Origin of the sequence: Enterobacter sp. 118C5 (assembly GCF_034107645.1) — a bacterium.
GTDB lineage: Bacteria > Pseudomonadota > Gammaproteobacteria > Enterobacterales > Enterobacteriaceae > Enterobacter > Enterobacter nematophilus.
The window spans coordinates 66,700-85,504 of sequence record NZ_JAWNEU010000011.1; the positions used below are offsets into that span (position 1 = coordinate 66,700).

The 18,805-nt window shown below is 57.7% G+C and carries 17 protein-coding genes; 5 read left to right on the forward strand and 12 right to left on the reverse strand.

Annotated features, from left to right (window positions below):
* The first annotated feature begins 2 nt into the window (after positions 1-2).
* On the forward strand, positions 3-2,084 hold the full coding sequence (gene malQ / locus UTO39_RS17100) for a 4-alpha-glucanotransferase (RefSeq protein ID WP_320727646.1): 2,082 nt from the start codon (positions 3-5) through the stop codon (positions 2,082-2,084).
* A 65-nt stretch (positions 2,085-2,149) separates the two neighbouring features.
* Here the strand turns inward: malQ and gntT are convergent, their stop codons facing one another.
* The 3 genes from gntT to gntX form a co-directional block, all read right to left on the reverse strand.
* Entirely contained in the window at positions 2,150-3,466 is a 1,317-nt protein-coding gene (gene gntT, locus UTO39_RS17105; protein ID WP_151412432.1) for a gluconate transporter, read from the reverse strand.
* 307 nt (positions 3,467-3,773) lie between these two features.
* Positions 3,774-4,349: a Fe-S biogenesis protein NfuA gene (nfuA, locus tag UTO39_RS17110; protein WP_003861601.1), complete on the reverse strand. Its 576-nt coding sequence runs from the start codon at positions 4,347-4,349 to the stop codon at positions 3,774-3,776.
* Positions 4,350-4,410: 61 nt separating this feature from the next.
* Positions 4,411-5,094, reverse strand: coding sequence for a DNA utilization protein GntX (gntX, locus tag UTO39_RS17115; RefSeq protein ID WP_320727647.1), 684 nt, complete (start codon positions 5,092-5,094; stop codon positions 4,411-4,413).
* A 36-nt stretch (positions 5,095-5,130) separates the two neighbouring features.
* On the opposite strand from gntX, the gene bioH reads away from it, so the two are divergent.
* Both bioH and UTO39_RS17125 read left to right on the forward strand, forming a co-directional pair.
* On the forward strand, positions 5,131-5,904 hold the full coding sequence (gene bioH, locus UTO39_RS17120; RefSeq protein ID WP_061096860.1) for a pimeloyl-ACP methyl ester esterase BioH: 774 nt from the start codon (positions 5,131-5,133) through the stop codon (positions 5,902-5,904).
* Between the two features lie 112 nt (positions 5,905-6,016).
* Positions 6,017-6,286, forward strand: coding sequence for a YdgH/BhsA/McbA-like domain containing protein (locus tag UTO39_RS17125; protein WP_061096861.1), 270 nt, complete (start codon positions 6,017-6,019; stop codon positions 6,284-6,286).
* Between the two features lie 33 nt (positions 6,287-6,319).
* On the opposite strand, the gene feoC is transcribed toward UTO39_RS17125, so the two are convergent.
* From feoC to greB, 5 genes are all read right to left on the reverse strand, one after another.
* Positions 6,320-6,556 (reverse strand): [Fe-S]-dependent transcriptional repressor FeoC, encoded by a 237-nt coding sequence (feoC, locus tag UTO39_RS17130; RefSeq protein WP_041911908.1) that lies wholly within the window; start codon positions 6,554-6,556, stop codon positions 6,320-6,322.
* An 11-nt stretch (positions 6,557-6,567) separates the two neighbouring features.
* Positions 6,568-8,886, reverse strand: a complete 2,319-nt coding sequence (feoB, locus tag UTO39_RS17135) for a Fe(2+) transporter permease subunit FeoB (protein ID WP_320727648.1) — start codon at positions 8,884-8,886, stop codon at positions 6,568-6,570.
* 30 nt (positions 8,887-8,916) lie between these two features.
* Positions 8,917-9,144, reverse strand: coding sequence for a ferrous iron transporter A (feoA, locus tag UTO39_RS17140; RefSeq protein ID WP_006177893.1), 228 nt, complete (start codon positions 9,142-9,144; stop codon positions 8,917-8,919).
* A gap of 336 nt (positions 9,145-9,480) precedes the next feature.
* Entirely contained in the window at positions 9,481-11,811 is a 2,331-nt protein-coding gene (locus UTO39_RS17145; protein ID WP_320727649.1) for a Tex family protein, read from the reverse strand.
* A gap of 86 nt (positions 11,812-11,897) precedes the next feature.
* Positions 11,898-12,371, reverse strand: coding sequence for a transcription elongation factor GreB (greB, locus tag UTO39_RS17150; RefSeq protein WP_014885539.1), 474 nt, complete (start codon positions 12,369-12,371; stop codon positions 11,898-11,900).
* 229 nt (positions 12,372-12,600) lie between these two features.
* Between greB and ompR the strand changes: the two genes are divergently transcribed.
* Both ompR and envZ read left to right on the forward strand, forming a co-directional pair.
* On the forward strand, positions 12,601-13,320 hold the full coding sequence (gene ompR, locus UTO39_RS17155; RefSeq protein WP_001157751.1) for a two-component system response regulator OmpR: 720 nt from the start codon (positions 12,601-12,603) through the stop codon (positions 13,318-13,320).
* A complete protein-coding gene (gene envZ, locus UTO39_RS17160; RefSeq protein ID WP_045259360.1) occupies positions 13,317-14,663 on the forward strand; it encodes a two-component system sensor histidine kinase EnvZ in 1,347 nt (448 codons plus the stop codon). The genes ompR and envZ overlap by 4 nt, the downstream gene beginning before the upstream one ends.
* A gap of 95 nt (positions 14,664-14,758) precedes the next feature.
* On the opposite strand, the gene pckA is transcribed toward envZ, so the two are convergent.
* The 4 genes from pckA to yrfG all read right to left on the reverse strand — a co-directional run bounded on the left by pckA (position 14,759) and on the right by yrfG (position 18,751).
* The gene (gene pckA, locus UTO39_RS17165; protein WP_045259359.1) at positions 14,759-16,378 is read right to left on the reverse strand and encodes a phosphoenolpyruvate carboxykinase (ATP); all 1,620 of its coding nucleotides are present in this window, start codon (positions 16,376-16,378) and stop codon (positions 14,759-14,761) included.
* Positions 16,379-16,766: 388 nt separating this feature from the next.
* Positions 16,767-17,651 (reverse strand): Hsp33 family molecular chaperone HslO, encoded by an 885-nt coding sequence (gene hslO, locus UTO39_RS17170; protein ID WP_161495995.1) that lies wholly within the window; start codon positions 17,649-17,651, stop codon positions 16,767-16,769.
* Between the two features lie 18 nt (positions 17,652-17,669).
* Positions 17,670-18,071, reverse strand: a complete 402-nt coding sequence (gene hslR, locus UTO39_RS17175) for a ribosome-associated heat shock protein Hsp15 (protein ID WP_320727650.1) — start codon at positions 18,069-18,071, stop codon at positions 17,670-17,672.
* Complete coding sequence (gene yrfG / locus UTO39_RS17180) at positions 18,068-18,751, reverse strand: GMP/IMP nucleotidase (RefSeq protein ID WP_028014668.1); 684 nt, start codon at positions 18,749-18,751, stop codon at positions 18,068-18,070. The genes hslR and yrfG overlap by 4 nt, the downstream gene beginning before the upstream one ends.
* Between the last annotated feature and the right edge of the window lie 54 nt (positions 18,752-18,805).

An 18,805-nucleotide genomic window follows, 5' to 3' on the forward strand; every position in this document is an offset into this window, starting at 1 on the left:
CGATGGAGAGTAAACGTCTGGACAGTGCCGCGCAGGCGGCGGGAATTAGCCTCAGTTACATCAACGCGCACGGCAAACCGCAGTCTATTGGTGCGGACACCAAAAGACGTTTGCTGGATGCCATGCACAAAACCGACGCGAAAGCGTCGGCTGCTCCGGTGCCAAACGTGAAGGTCTTTACCGCAGGCAAAAAGATGCCTCTGGCGGTGGAGGGGCGCGGCGAGTTTAGCTGGCTGCTCACCACCGAAGAGGGGCATCAGCACAAAGGCCACGCCACCGGCGGCAAAACGTTAAACCTTCCGGCGAAGCTGCCGGAGGGCTATCACAGCCTGACGCTCACCCAGAACGAACAGCGTTTTCACTGCCGGGTGATCGTCGCGCCAAAGCGCTGCTATGAGCCGCAGGCGCTGCTTGAGGGCAAAAAGCTTTGGGGCGCCTGCGTGCAGCTTTATACGCTGCGCTCCGACAGCAACTGGGGCATCGGCGACTTTGGCGATCTGAAAAAGATGCTTGCATCTGTTGGTGAGCGCGGCGGGGCGTTTATCGGCCTCAACCCGATCCACGCGCTCTATCCGGCCAACCCGGAAAGCGCCAGCCCGTACAGCCCGTCTTCCCGACGCTGGCTGAACGTGATTTACATCGACGTTAACGCGTTAGACGATTTCAAAAACAGCAAAGAGGCGCAGGCCTGGTGGAAGCTTGAGACCACCCAGCAGCTGCTGAAGCAGGCTCGCGATGCGGACTGGGTAGATTATGCCAGCGTGACCGCGCTGAAAATGGCGGCTCTGCGTCTGGCGTGGAAAGGCTTTGCGAAGCGCGACGACGAGCAGATGGCGGCCTTCCGCCAGTTCGTGATGCAGGAAGGTGAAAGCCTCTACTGGCAGGCGGCATTTGATGCGCTGCACGCGTATCAGGTAAAAGAGGACGAAATGCGCTGGGGCTGGCCGGTCTGGCCGGAAGCGTATCAGACCGTGGACACCCCTGAAGTCAAAGCCTTCTGTAAAAATCATGCCGACGAGGTGGACTTCTACCTGTGGCTGCAGTGGCTGGCCTACAGCCAGTTTGCCGCCTGCTGGCAGGTAAGCCAGGGCTATAAGATGCCGATCGGCCTGTATCGCGATCTGGCCGTGGGCGTGGCGGAAGGGGGCGCGGAAACCTGGTGTGACCGTGAGCTCTACTGTCTGAAAGCCTCCGTCGGCGCGCCGCCGGATATCCTCGGCCCGCTCGGTCAGAACTGGGGCCTGCCGCCGATGGATCCGCACGTCATGGCGGCGCGGGCCTACGAGCCGTTTATCGACCTTTTGCGCGCGAACATGCAGAACTGCGGGGCGCTGCGCATTGACCACGTGATGTCCGTGCTGCGCCTGTGGTGGATCCCGTACGGCGAAACGGCCGATCACGGGGCGTACGTGCAGTATCCGGTGGACGATCTGCTGTCGATCCTGGCGCTGGAGAGTAAGCGTCATCAGTGCATGGTGATCGGTGAAGATCTCGGTACCGTGCCGGTGGAAATTGTCAGCAAGCTCCGCGACAGCGGCGTCTACTCCTATAAAGTGCTCTATTTTGAAAACGACCATGAGAAAACCTTCCGCGCGCCGAAAGCGTACCCTGAACAGTCAATGGCAGTCGCGACGACGCACGATCTTCCTACGCTCAGGGGCTACTGGGAAAGCGGCGATCTGACCCTCGGCAAAACGCTGGGGCTGTATCCTGATGAAGAGGTTCTGCGCGGACTGTATCAGGACCGCGAGCTGGCGAAGCAGGGGCTGCTGGATGCGCTGCACAAGCATGGCTGTCTGCCGAAGCGTGCCGGGCATAAGGCGTCGCTGATGGCGATGACTCCAACGCTCAACCGTGGCCTGCAGCGCTATATTGCCGACAGCAACAGCGCGCTGCTTGGCCTGCAGCCGGAAGACTGGATTGATATGGCGGAGCCGGTGAACGTTCCGGGCACCAGCTATCAGTACAAGAACTGGCGCCGCAAGCTGTCCACAACCCTTGAGACGATGTTTGCCGATGACGGGGTGAACAGGCTGATTAAGGATTTGGACAAGCGCAGAAGGGCGGTGGGTAAGAAGCGTTAGTTCCACCCTCGCCCCTCACCCTGGCCCTCTCCCCAAAGGGGAGAGGGATCCGATCGAGCAGGGGGTCAGATTGCCATATTCAGCAGCAGACAACCTACCAGGCCGCAGACCGAAATAATGGTTTCCAGCATCGACCAGGACTTGATGGTTTCACCGATGGTCAGGTTGAAGTACTCCTTGAACAGCCAGAAGCCCGGATCGTTCACGTGAGAGAAAATCACGCTGCCGGAGCCTACCGCAATAACCATCAGCTCAGGGCTGACGCCCGTGGTGGCAATCAGCGGCGCAACGATACCGCCCGCAGTAATCGCCGCAACGGTTGCAGACCCCAGCGCGATACGCAGCACGGCAGCAATAGACCACGCCATCAGGATTGGAGAGATGTTGGTTTCGTGCATCATGGAAGCGATGTATTTGTCCACGCCGCTGTCGACCAGCACCTGCTTGAACGCACCGCCACCGCCGATAATCAGCAGCATCATGGCAATGATTTTGATGGACGAGGTCAGCGTGTCGTTGATCTGATCCATTGAGCGACCGCGGTTAAGACCAAAGGTGAACATCGCGATCAGCACCGCAATCAGCGTTGCCATCACCGGGTCGCCGAGGAATTCGGCAACGGCCAGGAACGCGTGGCCTTTCGGCAGGATCATCTCCGCCACGGCGCGCATCGCCATCAGGATCACCGGTACCAGTGAGGTCCAGACGCTGACGCCAAAGCCCGGCATCTCTTCTTCGGTGAAGGTTTTGGCGCTGTACAGACCTTCCGGGATAGGCTTATCAATACCTTTCAGGAAGCGAGCATACACCGGGCCTGCCAGAATCACGGTCGGGATCGCCAGAATCGTACCGAACAGCAGGGTTTTACCCATATCGGCGTGGAAGATGGTGGCGATAGCGGTTGGACCCGGGTGCGGCGGCAGGAAGCCGTGGGTCACGGACAGCGCCGCAGCCATTGGCACACCCACGAACAGCAGCGGGATGTTGGCCGCGGCGGCGATGGTGAACACCAGCGGCAGCATCAGCACGAAGCCCACTTCATAGAACAGCGCGAAACCGACGGTAAAACCGGTCAACACCACCGCCCACTGGATGTTCTTCTTACCAAATTTTTCGATAAGCGTGGTGGCAATACGCTGCGCGCCCCCGCAGTCCGCCAGCATTTTACCGAGCATGGCGCCGAAGCCCATGATCAGCGCCAGGCTGCCGAGCGTGCCGCCGACACCGGCTTTGATAGAGCTGATAACTTTAACCAGCGGCATCCCCTGCATCAGACCGACTGCAAGTGCCACCAGAACCAGAGCGATAAATCCGTTCATTTTGAAACGGATCATCAAGAGCAGTAATAACACAACACCGATAGCAACGATGACTAATGGCATGATTTACCTGGCCTTTGAATTGTTATGGGTAACGTCATTGTTTCAACGACAAATTCCGATTGTCCCAACTGGGAACAGAGTGGTTAACGGCACTCATACTGATGCCTGCGAAACAGTTAAGTTTAGTCGGCTGTTATAAGGGTGTTGAGTGCCCACGAGAATGATACGGGTAACATATCGTGGTTGAGAATCACCCAGCGAGGCAAAATTTGAATTATGAGACGCAGGTCAACATATCGAGATGGGAAGGCGAGGGAGTCAGGCCCGGTACGCGTAGCGCCACCGGGCAATACGGGCGGGGACTGAATTAGTAGTAGGAGTGCTCGCCGCGCTGGTGCTCTGTCAGATCGCGCACGCCTTTTAGTTCCGGGAATTCGTTCAGCAGCTGCTTCTCGATCCCTTCTTTCAGGGTCACGTCGACCATGGAGCAACCGTTACAGCCACCGCCGAACTGCAGGATCGCCAGGCCGTCTTCCGTGATTTCCATCAGGGAAACGCGACCGCCGTGGCCAGCCAGCTGTGGGTTGATCTGGGACTGCAGCAGATACTCAACGCGCTCCATCAGCGGGGCATCGTCAGAGACTTTACGCATTTTGGCGTTTGGCGCTTTCAGAGTCAGCTGAGAACCCAGCTGGTCGGTGACGAAGTCGATCTCCGCATCTTCAAGATACGGCGCGCTCAGTTCATCGACATAAGCGGTGAGCTGTTCAAATTTAAGGGCAGTGTCAGTTGCTTCCACAGCATCCGGAGGACAATAAGAGACACCACATTCTGCATTCGGAGTGCCTGGATTGATCACAAACACGCGGATCTGCGTCCCTTCTTCCTGATTTGCCAGCAGTTTGGCAAAGTGCGCTTGTGCAGAATCGGAAATACGGATCATAGCTTTGGCCTAATAGTTGACTAAATTACCTGGGTATAATCATACGCCCATTGAAGAAGGGCTACAAGGTACGGCACAGACACCATACCTGAACCGACGCGGCGCCGCTTTGCAAAAGCAGTCGGGAAAGTTCAGCAACGGTACTGCCTGTGGTGACGACGTCATCCACGATGGCGATATGGAGGCCGTGGACCGGCAATTCAAGGCGAAAGGCATTTTTCAGGTTTCTTTTGCGAAGCCGGGCGTTGAGCTGGTGCTGGATGGCGGTGGCATGCACGCGGGTAAGCGCGCTGGCATCGTAGCGACAGCCCAGCCACCGGGCGAGCGGGCGGCAGAGCAGGTCGCTTTGATTATAGCCGCGCCGCCAGTGTCGGCGTCGGTATAAGGGGACATTCACCACCATGTCGATTTTCGGCAGAGCGAGGGTTCGTCGCGCCTGTAAAACGGCCAGCAAAAGCAGGCGGGCAAGGGGCTGCGCCAGCGAACTCTGGCCGGAAAACTTCAGGGCGTGAATAAGCCCGCTCAGCGGCGGAACATAATCATCCACGGCCACCAGCGCGCTCCACGGCGGGGATTTTTTCAGGCAGCGGCCGCAGGGCAAATCGCGGTTCGCCGCCGGTAAACCACATTGCGGGCAGGTTGTGATACGCCTTTCCAGCGAGCGCGTGCAGACGGAACAGACGCCCCACGCGCTGAGGGCAAGCGGCATTTTGCATAGCCAGCACAAGCCAGGCACTGTTAGCATGTGCAACCTCCATGTGAAAAAAGAGAACAGTAACTGATGAAGACGCTGTGGTGGCAGACCGTAGGGACAGGAAATTGCCATCTTGTGCTGCTGCACGGATGGGGCCTGAATGCGGAAGTGTGGCATTGCATAAGCGAGGAACTTGCCTCGCAATTTACGTTACATCTGGTCGATCTGCCGGGCTACGGCCGCAGCCGCGGCTTTGGCGCGATGTCGCTTGATGAGATGGCACAGCAGGTTGTAGACGCCGCGCCGCAAAATGCCATCTGGCTGGGCTGGAGCCTGGGCGGGCTGGTGGCAAGCCAGATTGCGCTTTCCTGGCCCGAGCGCGTTAGGGCGCTGGTCACCGTGGCCTCGTCGCCATGCTTTAGCGCGCAAGAGGCGTGGCCCGGCATCAAACCTGACGTGCTGGCGGGCTTCCAGCAGCAGCTGAGCGACGATTTCCAGCGGACCGTTGAGCGATTCCTCGCCTTGCAGACGATGGGCACCGAAACCGCGCGTCAGGACGCCAGAGCGTTAAAGCAGGTGGTGCTCTCCCTGCCGATGCCGGACGTTGAGGTGCTTAACGGGGGGCTTGAGATCCTGAAAACGGTTGATCTGCGCGAACCGCTGGCCGGGCTGAGCATGCCGCACCTGCGTATCTATGGCTACCTCGACGGTCTGGTGCCGCGCAAGGTGGTTCCGCTTCTGGATTCCCTCTGGCCGGACAGCGAATCACAGGTGATTGCCAAAGCCGCGCATGCGCCGTTTATCTCTCATCCGACGGAATTTTGTTCAGCGCTGGTTGCGTTAAGTCAACGTTTAGACTGATTATTTTCTATCCTGCCTGGAAAAAGTTACACACCGCAACCATACTCCAGATGTCGTTGCGGTTGTTCTGCCTACGATAATCAAAAACAACAATCCTATGGAGAGTCAGGCTATGAAACTTGTTACAGGTATTGTCACTTCTCTGGTTATTGGGTCACTGTCATTTGGCGTTTTTGCGGCAAAAGAGCTGGAAAAAGATAAAGTTGCCGGCATGAATCTGACGAAAGTTGGTGAGATTTCTACGTCTGACACCACCGCGCCGATGGACGCAAAAAAAGAGCTGTCGAAGAAAGCGGATGAGCTGGGCGGCACCTACTACGTCATCACCAGCGCAGAAAAACAGACCAAAAACGTACGCGCTACCGCGGACGTCTATAAGTAATACGATAAAGCCGGGCAGCAATGCCCGGCTTTGTTAGCGCAGTGCCCACCACTCTCTGAGGCAGGCCTTTCCTTCCGGGCAGCTTTTACAACTGCCGGAGAGGCAACCCTCCGCTTCTTCCTGAATCCGCACGGCTTTACCCATCGCTTCCAGGCGCTCCAGCATGGCATCGATCATCGGCTGCGGCGTATGCAGGCTGAGGCTGAGCTGTTTTGCCTCCATCCGCCCCTGAAGTGCCAGCAGGTCACGAACCTGAATCAACGATGCCATCTGTTTTCCCCTTAGTGACAGTCGCCAGCCGGGCTGTTACAGCAGGTGGTTGGGGTTTTACGCGTCGCCAGCAGGTTGATATCAACGCGGCTCCGCGCCCGGCGCAGCAGGCCAATCACAATGACGTTAAACAGCACGACCGCCAGGATGCTGACCAGACTGTAGCGCGGGTGCTGGCTGAAGTTAACGGTCTGATAAAACAGCGTCGCCAGCGAGTAGGCGATATTCAGCCCCCACAGGATGGAGAAGCCCATCCAGCCGCGGCTGGACTCGCGGGCAATCGCCCCCATCACCGAGATGCACGGAATATAGAGCAGTACGAAGATGAGGTAGCTGTAGGCCGCAGACGCGCTGCCAAACTTCTCGCCCATCACGCCCATGGCACCGGTCGCCATTTCGCCGTCGCCTTTGCTGGCCTCAATCGGGTTTGCCAGCACGCTCAGGCTGAAGGTGTCTTTCAGGCTCTGCCAGGTTTCCTCAAGGGCACCCAGCAGTTCGTCACCGAGGTGAAACTCCGCCGGGTTAAATTCCTGCTCCTGAATGTTCTCTGCGGTGTAGAGCGTGTTCAGGGTCCCGACGACCACCTCTTTCGCCATCGCACCGGTGAACAAGCCCACGGTTGCCTGCCAGTTATCCTCCTGCACGCCAATCGGTTTGAAGACCGGCGTGATGACGCGGCTGACGGAGGCGAGGGCAGAGTCGTTGATATTATCTGCCGCCTGACCGGTGAGGGTGAAGCTGTTCAGCGCGCTCAGGAAAATACTGACAATAACAATCACCTTACCGGCGCGCAGCACGAAGCCTTTCAGGCGCTGCCAGGTCTGGATCGCCAGGCTTTTCAGATGCGGGACGTGATAGACCGGAAGCTCCATTACAAACGGTGACGCTTCACCGCGCATGATGGTGTGCTTGAGCATTAAGCCGGTCAGGATCGCCATCACGATGCCCAGCACGTACAGCGAGAAGACCGCCAGCGCGCCCTGCTGGCCAAAGAAGGCCGCCGCGAAGACGGCAAAGATTGCCAGACGCGCGCCGCAGGACATAAACGGCGCCATCATGATGGTCATCAGACGTTCACGCGGTGCATCCAGGGTGCGCGCGCCCATTACCGACGGCACGTTACAGCCGAAGCCGACGATCAGCGGGACGAAGGATTTACCCGGCAGGCCCAGCGCCTGCATCAGGCGGTCCATCACGAAGGCGGCGCGCGCCATGTAGCCGGAATCTTCCAGGAACGAGAGGAACAGATACATCATGCCGATCTGCGGCACCAGCGGCAGCACGGTGTTGATACCGCCGCCGATCCCCTGGGCGAGGAAGATGGTCAGCCATTCCGGGAAGTGCAGGGTGTAACCGACCCACTGAATACCGTGTACGAAGACCGCGACGGAACCCGCGTCAAAAATCGGCTGCAGCGCGCCGCCGATGTTAATCGCGAGAAGGAACATCACGTACATCACCAGCAGGAAGATGGGTAAACCGAGGAAGCGGTTGAGCACAATTTTATCCACCGCCGCCGTAAAGCGGCTAGGCTCTGCGGTAAGCGCGTTGCTGACCACATCGCAAATTGATGCAATGGCCTGATAACGCGCATCGGCGATGTGCAGCGCCGGGTCGTCGAGCTCGTCGCTGAGACGGGCGAGGGCCACGTCCAGCTTATCCGCCGCATGTCCGGCATAGGCGCGGCTGTAGATATCCCCTTCCAGCATCTGCAGGCCGAGCCAGAGACGCTGTTTCGCAGGCATATTTTTGTCCATCTCCTGCGCCAGCAGATCGGCTTCGCGCAGCAGCGGCTGGGCGTAGTGCACCAGCTCAACGTCGCGGTTTCCCGCGTGGCGGTCAATCGCCAGCTTTAGGGCGTCGATACCGCGAGCGCGGGTCGAGACCATCGGAACCACCGGGCACCCCAGGCGCGCGGAGAGGGCATCGACGTCAATGCGCAGCTTTTGTTTCTCTGCAATGTCGAGCATGTTGAGCGCCACGATGCAGGGGATCCCCAGCTCCAGCAGCTGCAGCGTCAGGTAAAGGTTTCGCTCGAGGTTAGAGGCGTCGACCACGTTGATCAGCAGATCCGCGTCGCCGCCAAGAATATAGTGGCAGGCAATTTGCTCATCGAGCGACGTCTGGGATGAAATCGTGGTTAAGGAATAGGTGCCGGGCAGGTCAACCAGGGTGACCTGATTGTCCGTTGTCGTGAACTGTCCTTCTTTACGTTCAACCGTTACGCCTGCCCAATTTCCCACGCGCTGGCGCGCGCCGGTTAACTGATTAAATAAGGTTGTCTTGCCGGAATTAGGATTGCCAATTAAGCCAATAGTTAATTTTTTCATTGTATTAGACCCACCGAAACCGCTGGCTTGTTAACGGGATAAAGATTCAACTTCAATTAATGCGAGGTCTTTTTTGCGCAGAACCAGATTCACGCGCCGGGTTTCGATATGAACAGGATCGCCCAGCGGCGCCACACGCACGACCTGGAATGATGAGCCGGGCAGCATGCCTAGTGACAGCAGCTTCTGCCGATAGGCCGGGCTAATTTCGCGGGTAAAACCGGTAATTTTCCATGCACTGTCTGGAGTGAATTGCATAATGCCTGATTCCACGAGAGGTTAAATAATCTACACTGCGATGATAATGAGAATAGTTTTTATCAGCAATAATAAAAATGTGACGGGATGTTGTTAATCGTATTAATTTGCGGTCTGATTGACCTTGCTCAATATTTGCAGAATTACCCGGGAAGGAATAAAAAACGTATTTGTTAATGGAGTGATAAATAGCGGTTTAAATATGGGTGTGCAATCGGTTTCATATATTTCGGGATGATTTTATTCCGCTCACCCCGGCCCTCTCCCCAAAGGGGCGAGGGTGTTCAAGTTCCCTCTCCCCTGTGGGGAGAGGGTTAGGGTGAGGGGGTTGTTGCCTTAGCGTTTCTTACCCATCGCCGCCGCCAGCGCGTCCATCATCGCGCTGTTGCCCGCAGGCTGGGCGTCACGCCCGCGCGGTTTTGCGGCTTTCGCGGCCGGACGCTGCTGCTCGCGGCCTCCGCCATTGCCGCCACGGCGCGCGTTGGTGTCGCCCGGCTGCTCGTCCAGACGCATGGTCAGTGCGATACGCTTGCGCTGCAGATCCACTTCCAGCACCTTCACCTTCACGATGTCGCCCGCTTTGACCACGGTGTGCGGGTCTTCAACGAACTTGTCGGCAAGGGAAGAGATATGCACCAGACCGTCCTGATGCACGCCGATATCCACAAACGCGCCGAAGTTGGTGACGTTGGTCACCGCGCCTTCCAGCACCATGCCCGGCAGGAGATCGTTCATGGTCTCGATGCCGTCAGCAAAGGTCGCCGTTTTGAACTCAGGACGCGGATCGCGGCCCGGTTTTTCCAGCTCTTTGATGATATCGGTGACGGTAGGCACGCCGAATTTGTCGTCGGTGAAGTCCACCGCTTTCAGGTTGCGCAGGGCGCTGCTGTCGCCCATCAGGTCTTTAAGCGCCTGCTGAGTAGCGGCCAGGATGCGCTCAACAACCGGGTACGCCTCCGGGTGAACGGTAGAGGCATCCAGCGGGTTATCGCCGTGGTTAATGCGCAGGAAGCCCGCGCACTGCTCAAAGGCTTTTGGCCCCAGGCGACTTACCTTCAGCAGCTGCTGACGGTTCTGGAACTGGCCGTTCTCATCGCGCCAGGCCACGATGTTCTGCGCCATCATGCGGGTTAAGCCCGCCACGCGGGTCAGCAGGGGAACGGAAGCGGTGTTCAGATCCACGCCGACGGCGTTTACGCAGTCTTCCACGACCGCGTCCAGCTTGCGCGCCAGCTGCGTCTGGCTCACGTCGTGCTGGTACTGGCCCACGCCGATGGATTTCGGGTCGATCTTCACGAGTTCGGCCAGCGGATCCTGCAGGCGACGGGCGATGGAGACCGCACCGCGCAGGGAAACGTCCAGGTCCGGGAATTCCTGTGCCGCCAGCTCAGAGGCAGAATAAACCGACGCGCCCGCTTCGCTGACAATCACTTTCTGCGCCGTCACTTTCGGGAACTGCTTCTGCACGTCGAGGAAGAAACGCTCGGTTTCGCGTGATGCGGTGCCATTACCAATGGCAACCAGCTCCACGTTGTACTTCTCGCACAGCGCCGCCACCACGACGGCGGCTTTCGCTGCCTGCCCGGTATGCGGGTAAATGGTGTCGGTGGCGACCAGCTTGCCGGTGCCGTCAACCACAGCGACCTTCACGCCGGTACGCAGGCCCGGATCGAGACCCATGGTGGCGCGCAGGCCCGCAGGGGCAGCCATCAGCAGGTCGTGCAGGTTACGGGCGAAGACGTTGATCGCTTCATCTTCTGCGCGCTCGCGCACGGTGCCCATCAGCTCGGTTTCCAGGTGCATCAGCACCTTGATGCGCCAGGTCCAGCTCACCACGCCTTTGCGCCAGCTGTCCGCCGGGGCGTTGTTCAGGCGCAGGCCGAGATGGTCGATGATAATCTGCTCGCAGTGGCTCTCTTTCGGCGGCTCGTCAAACTGCGGGTCGGCGTTCAGGGAGAGCTGGAGCACGCCTTCGTTGCGCCCGCGGAACATCGCCAGCGCGCGGTGAGAAGGGGTGGTTGAAATCGGTTCGTGGTGATCGAAGTAGTCGCGGAACTTCACGCCTTCTTCCTCTTTGCCCGCGACGACGGTAGAGACGATGTGGGCGTTCTTCCACAGATAATCACGCACTTTGGCCAGCAGGGCGGCGTCTTCCGCGAAGCGCTCCATCAGAATGTAGCGCGCGCCGTCCAGAGCGGCCTTGGTGTCCGCGACGCCTTTGTCGGCGTCGATAAATTTGGCCGCTTCGGTTTCCGGGTCGTGAGAAGGCTCGTTCCACAGCAGGTCTGCCAGCGGCTCAAGGCCCGCTTCAATCGCAATCTGCCCGCGGGTGCGGCGCTTCGGTTTGTACGGCAGATAGAGATCTTCGAGTTCGGTTTTGCTCAGGGTGCCGTTAATGGCGCTTTCCAGTTCGCCGGTCAGCTTGCCCTGTTCGCCGATGGATTTAAGGATCGCCTGACGACGTTCTTCCAGCTCGCGCAGATAGCCCAGACGGGTCTCCAGGTTACGCAGCTGCGTGTCATCCAGACCGCCTGTGACTTCCTTACGATAACGTGCAATAAACGGCACGGTGTTCCCTTCATCAAGCAGGCGAACGGCAGCTTCTACCTGTTCGGCTCTGGCCTGAAGTTCACCCGCAATAATGCGGCAGAGCGAATCTTTCATCATGGCTTTATCATCTTGTGGGTCAAAAATCAGGGGATAGTTATACGGGCTGACACGGCAAAATGCCAGCCGGGGAGGGCGCTCTCGGACTATTTTACGTAGACGATCTCATTAACGTACCAGCTGGCTTCACCCGCTGGGGTCTGAACGACGGCCAGGTCACCCACTTCCTTTTTCAGCAGCGCGCGGGCCATCGGGGAGTCGATGGAGATGTAATCTTTACGACCAAAAATTTCATCGTAGCCGACAATGCGAAAACGCAGGGTGTCACCGTCGTCGTTTTCAATCTCCACCCACGCGCCGAAGAACACTTTGCCCTCCTGCTGCGGGGAGTAATCGACAATTTTCAGATTCTCAAGACATTTGGTCAGGTAGCGTACTCGGCGGTCAATTTCGCGCAGGCGCTTTTTATTGTACTGGTAGTCCGCGTTCTCGCTGCGATCGCCCAGGCTGGCCGCCCAGGTCACCTTTTTGGTCACCTCAGGACGCTCTTCGCGCCACAGGTAATCCATCTCTTTTTTGAGCTTCTCGTACCCTTCGCGGGTGATCAGGGGCGTTTTCATGATGCAGCCTTTAATGCCGGTTAACTGTCTTTGCGCACAATACGTAGCGCACAGTGTAACAGACAAGATTAATAATGATTTATGTGATGAAATGAACAGATAAGCTGCTGTTAAATATGCTTTGTAACAATTTCGACTAGAATTTATACCAGAATTAACTGGTCGAATACGTGCACTTTTTTAGAATACGCTGTTACAAAGACTATCCGAACCTTTGGGAGTACACACAATGCAAGAGAACTACAAAATTCTGGTCGTGGATGACGACATGCGCCTGCGCGCGCTGCTTGAGCGTTATCTGACCGAGCAGGGCTTCCAGGTTCGTAGCGTCGCGAACGCTGAGCAGATGGACCGTCTGCTGACCCGCGAATCTTTCCACCTGATGGTTCTCGACCTGATGCTGCCGGGTGAAGACGGGCTTTCTATCTGCCGCCGTCTGCGCAGCCAAAGCAACCCGATGCCAATCATCATGGTGACGGCGAAGGGTGAAGAGGTTGACCGTATTGTGGGCCTCGAAATCGGCGCGGATGACTACATTCCAAAACCGTTCAACCCGCGCGAGCTGCTGGCGCGTATTCGCGCCGTGCTGCGCCGTCAGGCGAACGAGCTGCCGGGCGCGCCGTCTCAGGAAGAAGCGGTGATTGCCTTCGGCAAGTTCAAGCTGAACCTCGGCACGCGCGAAATGTTCCGTGAAGATGAGCCAATGCCGCTCACCAGCGGCGAGTTTGCCGTACTGAAAGCGCTGGTCAGCCACCCGCGCGAGCCGCTTTCCCGCGATAAGCTGATGAACCTGGCGCGCGGTCGCGAATACTCCGCAATGGAACGCTCTATCGACGTGCAGATATCCCGCCTGCGCCGCATGGTGGAAGAAGATCCGGCGCATCCTCGTTATATTCAGACCGTGTGGGGTCTGGGCTACGTATTTGTCCCGGACGGCTCTAAAGCATGAGGCGAATGCGCTTCTCGCCGCGAAGCTCATTTGCCCGCACCCTGCTGCTGATCGTCACCCTGCTGTTCGTCAGCCTGGTGACGACCTACCTGGTGGTGCTGAACTTTGCGATCCTGCCGAGCCTCCAGCAGTTTAATAAGGTCCTGGCCTACGAAGTGCGTATGCTGATGACCGATAAGCTGCAGCTGGAGGACGGTACGCAGCTGGTTGTTCCCCCGGCATTTCGCCGTGAAATCTACCGTGAACTGGGCATTTCGCTCTACTCGAATGAGGCGGCGGAAGACGCAGGCCTGCGCTGGGCGCAGCATTATGAATTCCTCAGCCAGCAGATGGCGCAGCAGCTGGGTGGCCCAACGGAAGTGCGCGTTGAGGTTAACAAAAGCTCGCCCGTCGTCTGGCTGAAAACCTGGCTGTCACCCAACATCTGGGTGCGCGTTCCGCTGACTGAAATCCATCAGGGCGATTTCTCACCGCTGTTCCGCTACACGCTGGCTATTATGCTGCTGGCGATAGGCGGCGCGTGGCTATTTATCCGTATCCAGAACCGACCGCTGGTCGACCTGGAGCACGCGGCGCTGCAGGTCGGTAAAGGCATTATTCCTCCTCCACTGCGCGAATATGGTGCCTCTGAAGTGCGTTCAGTAACGCGAGCGTTTAACCATATGGCGGCAGGCGTGAAGCAGCTGGCGGACGACCGTACGCTGCTGATGGCAGGCGTCAGTCATGACCTGCGCACCCCGCTAACGCGTATTCGTCTTGCGACGGAGATGATGGGTGAAGAGGACGGTTATCTCGCCGAGTCCATTAACAAGGACATCGAAGAGTGTAACGCCATCATCGAGCAGTTCATCGACTACCTGCGCACTGGCCAGGAGATGCCGATGGAAATGGCCGATCTGAACGCGGTGCTGGGCGAAGTGGTGGCCGCAGAAAGTGGTTATGAGCGTGAAATTGATACTGACCTTCAGGACGGTGAAATTCAGGTTCGTATGCACCCGCTCTCTATTAAGCGTGCGGTGGCCAATATGGTGGTCAACGCGGCGCGCTACGGTAACGGCTGGATTAAGGTCAGCAGCGGGTCTGAACTCAACCGCGCCTGGTTCCAGGTGGAAGACGACGGTCCGGGCATTAAGCCCGAGCAGCGTAAGCATCTGTTCCAGCCGTTTGTGCGCGGCGATAGCGCGCGCAGCACCAGCGGTACGGGCTTAGGCCTTGCGATTGTGCAGCGTATTGTGGATAACCATAACGGATTGCTGGAGATCGGTACCAGCGAGCGGGGTGGGTTGAGCATTCGCGCCTGGCTACCGGTGCCGGTGACGCGGGGGCAGGTGAAAGAGAGTTAAAAAGGTGCGGGCTGATGCCCTCACCCCGGCCCTCTCCCACGGGGAGAGGGAGAAAACATTAAAAAAGGCAACTTTCGTTGCCTTTTTGCTTTTCCCTACAGCTTCGGTCCCGCACTCACCAGCGCTTCACCTGCCGGGGTATCGGTATACTTCTCGAAGTTCTCAATGAACAGCTTCGCCAGCGATTCCGCCTTCTCGCGCCACTGCTCCGGCGATCCGTAGGTATTGCGCGGGTCGAGGATACGCGTGTCCACGCCCGGCAGTTCCGTCGGAATGGCCAGATCAAACATCGGCAGCGTGAAGGTTTCGGCGTTATCCAGTGAACCATCCAGAATGGCGTCGATAATGGCGCGGGTATCTTTGATAGAGATACGCTTGCCGGTGCCGTTCCAGCCGGTATTCACCAGGTAGGCCTGCGCGCCGGATGCCTGCATGCGTTTCACCAGCACTTCTGCGTACTGCGTCGGGTGCAGCGACAGGAATGCCGCGCCGAAGCAGGCGGAGAAGGTTGGAGTTGGCTCCGTGACGCCACGCTCGGTACCCGCCAGCTTGGCGGTAAAGCCTGAGAGGAAGTGGTACTGCGTCTGGCTGGCGGTCAGGCGGGAAACCGGAGGCAGCACGCCGAACGCATCCGCCGTCAGGAAAATCACCTTCGTGGCATGGCCCGCTTTTGACACCGGCTTCACGATATTGTCGATGTGGTAGATTGGGTAAGAGACGCGGGTGTTTTCGGTTTTTGACGCATCGTCGAAGTCGATAGAGCCGTCGGCACGTACGGTGACGTTTTCCAGCAGCGCGTCGCGGCGGATCGCGTGGAAGATATCCGGCTCGGCCTCTTCAGACAGGCGAATGGTCTTCGCGTAGCAGCCGCCTTCGAAGTTAAACACGCCGTCATCGTCCCAGCCGTGTTCGTCATCGCCAATCAGACGGCGTTTCGGATCGGTGGAGAGCGTGGTTTTCCCGGTGCCGGAAAGACCGAAGAACACCGCCACGTCGCCTTTCTCGCCGACGTTCGCCGAGCAGTGCATGGAGGCAATACCGCGCAGCGGCAGCAGGTAGTTCATGACCGAGAACATCCCTTTCTTCATTTCGCCGCCGTACCAGGTACCGCCGATCAGCTGAATACGCTCGGTCAGGTTGAAGGCGATGAAGTTTTCGGAGTTCAGACCCTGCTCTTTCCACTGTGGGTTAGTGCATTTCGCACCGTTCATCACGATGAAGTCAGGTGTGAAGTCCTGCAGCTCTTCGTCGGTCGGACGAATAAACATATTCTTAACGAAATGCGCCTGCCAGGCCACTTCGGTAATGAAACGCACGGAAAGGCGGGTGTCGGCGTTAGCGCCGCAGAAAGCGTCGACAATGAACAGACGCTTGCCGGAAAGTTGATGGGTGACGAGCCCTTTCAGATGCTGCCAGGTTTCCGGGGAGAGCGGTTTGTTGTCGTTCTTCCCTTTGCCCTTGTCAGCCCACCACAGCGTATCGCGGGTGGTTTCGTCTCGGACGATATACTTATCTTTCGGCGAACGACCGGTAAAGATACCGGTATCGACGGCGATAGCACCAAGGTTCGTCAACACACCGCGCTCGTATCCTTCCAGTGCTGGATTGAGCTCTTCCTGATACAGCGTATCGTAGTCGGGGTTGTAGACGACTTCCTGGACGTCGTGAATACCATAAGCCTTGAGATCTTGCGGGGTTAAACCAGTAACACGCATATCACTGCTCCTTAGCCAATATGTACTGCCTGAAATTGTAGGGTTTTTCTGGGGATGTTAACCGCGACGGGGCTCATAGATTTGTGCATCTGGATAAAACCCTTACTAACGGAAAACGCTGCGACTCCAGTCACAGTGCAGGCGGATTATCGCAGGAATCGCTTTTTGGTTGGGGAAAATGTTCCGAAAAGGTTAAGGGCTGGTGATTTTATCGGAGAGAATGTGAATGTAATCGCATACATGTAAGAAAACTACGTAAGGGTTACATTATGAAAACGATTCAGCTTTTGGGGCTGCCCCTCACCCCGGCCCTCTCCCCAAAGGGGAGAGGGGGGTTCACGTTCCCTCTCCCCTTTGGGGAGAGGGTTAGGGTGAGGGGGAAAGAGGTTTAATGAACCTGCGGATCCGCCGGGGAGGCGTTATTGCGGATCTCAGCGATATCCATTGAATTGAACACGTAGTGCGTACCGCAGTAATCACAGTGCATATCAATTTCGCCGTCTTCAGCCATGATGCTGTCGATCTCTTCATCCGGCAGGGTTTTCAGTGCGCCAGCGCAGCGCTCGCGCGAGCAGGTGCATTTGAACTCTACGGACTGCGGATCGTACACGGTCACTTCTTCTTCGTGGTACAGACGCCACAGCACGTCGGTCGCCGACAGGTTGAACAGCTCTTCCGCCTTGATGGTTTCGGTCAGCGTCGCCAGATGCTCAAAGTCATTGGTCTGCGCGTCCTGCGCTGGCAGAACCTGCAGCAGCATGCCGCCCGCAGCAGGCTGGCCGTCCACTTCACCGGTACGGATGAACAGACGCGTCGGCAGCTGTTCGGAGCGCATGAAGTAATCTTCCAGGCAGGCTGCCAGGGTATCGCCTTCCAGACCGACCACGCCCTGATAGCGTTCACCTTCCTCCGGGGAGATGGTGATCACCAGGTAGCCATTGCCCACCAGCGTTTTGAGATCTGCATTTTCAGGCACGTCGCCCTGAACGCGCGCCACGCCGCGCATCTGCTGCTGGTTATTGCCGTTGATCACCGCCAGCGTCATTGGGCCGTCACCCTGCAGCTGCACGGTGATATCACCGGCAAACTTCAGCGTTGCGGTCAGCAGGCTGGTGGCAACCAGCAGTTCGCCCAACAGGGTCTTCACCGGCAGCGGGTAGTTGTGGTTTTCCAGAATCTGTTTCCAGGTTTCGGATACGGTGACCAGCTCGCCGCGCACGGCGAATTGTTCAAACAGATAGCGGTGTAATTGGTCGTGTTGGGCCATTTTCATCTCTCGTGCGGGTGAGGGTTACTCGCTCTCACCGTGTTTAAATTTCATCAGATCGCGGCGCTCTTTTTTATCCGGTCGCCGGTCCGGGTGGGGCATGGTCAGCGCATTCATTTTGCGCGCCAGCGCGGTCTTCTCGCGCTTTTCAATGCTTCCAGCCGTCTCTTCATAAAGCAGTACGGCTTCCGATGCGGGCCGCCGCTGTTCGGTAATGGCTTTAATCACTACCGTACGTTCGTCGTTGCCCTGGCGCAGCGTTAAGGTGGCGTTCAGCTCAACCAGCTTGCTCGGCTTGCTGCGTTGGCCGTTGTAATGCACTTTACCGCCGTCAACCATTTCGCGGGCAAGGGCGCGCGTTTTATAAAAACGGGCTGCCCACAGCCATTTATCCAGTCTTACCCCGTCTGAGGGCTTTTCTTTCATGGCGTCTCCTTCACGGTCAGTGAGGGGATCATCTGGCGGTAGTCGTTCAGTCCCGGATGGCGCAGATAGCTTTTTTCAGCCAGGCCAGAGTCAGGATTAGTGACGCCCAGACAATAGCGAATGCCAAACGTTGCCGCAGAATCCAGAATGGGCTCGCTGTCGTCAATGAATAGCGTGCGCTCCGGCTGCAGGCCGGTCTCTTCCTTCACCGCATGCCACAACCGCTGATCCTCTTTCGGATAACCAAATGTGTGGGTGGAAAGTAATAAATCAAGGTGCGATGCCAGCCCCGTATGCTCCAGCTTCACGGCCAGGTTATGTGGATGCGCGTTGGTCAGCAAAATACGGCGCTTGCCGCTTGCTTTCAGCGCGTCCAGGAAGGGAACCGTATCTTCGCGCAGCACGGCGCGTGGTCCCTGGGCTGTGGTCATGGCACAAATATCCAAACCGAGGCGCTCGCTCCAGTAGTCCAGACAGTACCAGTTTAGCGTATGTTGCACCGCGCTATATTGCGAACGAATGAACGCCTGCGCTTCTGCCGGGGAGATACCCTGCTGTTCACCATAGGTTTCCGGCACCAGCTTTTGCCAGAAATAGTTGTCAAAGGCGAGATCGAGCAGCGTGCCGTCCATATCCAGCAGAACGGTGTCGACCTGCTGCCAGTCGATATCAAGATGCATAGGGGGGAACTCCAGCCAGAAGAAACGTGCGCGACAGGGTAGCACATCTTGTCG

What these genes read in the sequence shown, in the direction of transcription:
- greB (WP_014885539.1), bottom strand. Translation starts at nt 12,371, where the DNA reads ATGAAAACGCCCCTGATCACCCGCGAAGGGTACGAGAAGCTCAAAAAA.
- feoB (WP_320727648.1), bottom strand. Translation starts at nt 8,886, where the DNA reads ATGAAAAAATTAACTATTGGCTTAATTGGCAATCCTAATTCCGGCAAG.
- envZ (WP_045259360.1), top strand. Translation starts at nt 13,317, where the DNA reads ATGAGGCGAATGCGCTTCTCGCCGCGAAGCTCATTTGCCCGCACCCTG.
- UTO39_RS17125 (WP_061096861.1), top strand. Translation starts at nt 6,017, where the DNA reads ATGAAACTTGTTACAGGTATTGTCACTTCTCTGGTTATTGGGTCACTG.
- pckA (WP_045259359.1), bottom strand. Translation starts at nt 16,378, where the DNA reads ATGCGTGTTACTGGTTTAACCCCGCAAGATCTCAAGGCTTATGGTATT.
- feoA (WP_006177893.1), bottom strand. Translation starts at nt 9,144, where the DNA reads ATGCAATTCACTCCAGACAGTGCATGGAAAATTACCGGTTTTACCCGC.
- hslR (WP_320727650.1), bottom strand. Translation starts at nt 18,071, where the DNA reads ATGAAAGAAAAGCCCTCAGACGGGGTAAGACTGGATAAATGGCTGTGG.
- gntX (WP_320727647.1), bottom strand. Translation starts at nt 5,094, where the DNA reads ATGCTAACAGTGCCTGGCTTGTGCTGGCTATGCAAAATGCCGCTTGCC.
- hslO (WP_161495995.1), bottom strand. Translation starts at nt 17,651, where the DNA reads ATGAAAATGGCCCAACACGACCAATTACACCGCTATCTGTTTGAACAA.
- ompR (WP_001157751.1), top strand. Translation starts at nt 12,601, where the DNA reads ATGCAAGAGAACTACAAAATTCTGGTCGTGGATGACGACATGCGCCTG.
- bioH (WP_061096860.1), top strand. Translation starts at nt 5,131, where the DNA reads ATGAAGACGCTGTGGTGGCAGACCGTAGGGACAGGAAATTGCCATCTT.
- malQ (WP_320727646.1), top strand. Translation starts at nt 3, where the DNA reads ATGGAGAGTAAACGTCTGGACAGTGCCGCGCAGGCGGCGGGAATTAGC.
- yrfG (WP_028014668.1), bottom strand. Translation starts at nt 18,751, where the DNA reads ATGCATCTTGATATCGACTGGCAGCAGGTCGACACCGTTCTGCTGGAT.
- UTO39_RS17145 (WP_320727649.1), bottom strand. Translation starts at nt 11,811, where the DNA reads ATGATGAAAGATTCGCTCTGCCGCATTATTGCGGGTGAACTTCAGGCC.
- gntT (WP_151412432.1), bottom strand. Translation starts at nt 3,466, where the DNA reads ATGCCATTAGTCATCGTTGCTATCGGTGTTGTGTTATTACTGCTCTTG.
- nfuA (WP_003861601.1), bottom strand. Translation starts at nt 4,349, where the DNA reads ATGATCCGTATTTCCGATTCTGCACAAGCGCACTTTGCCAAACTGCTG.
- feoC (WP_041911908.1), bottom strand. Translation starts at nt 6,556, where the DNA reads ATGGCATCGTTGATTCAGGTTCGTGACCTGCTGGCACTTCAGGGGCGG.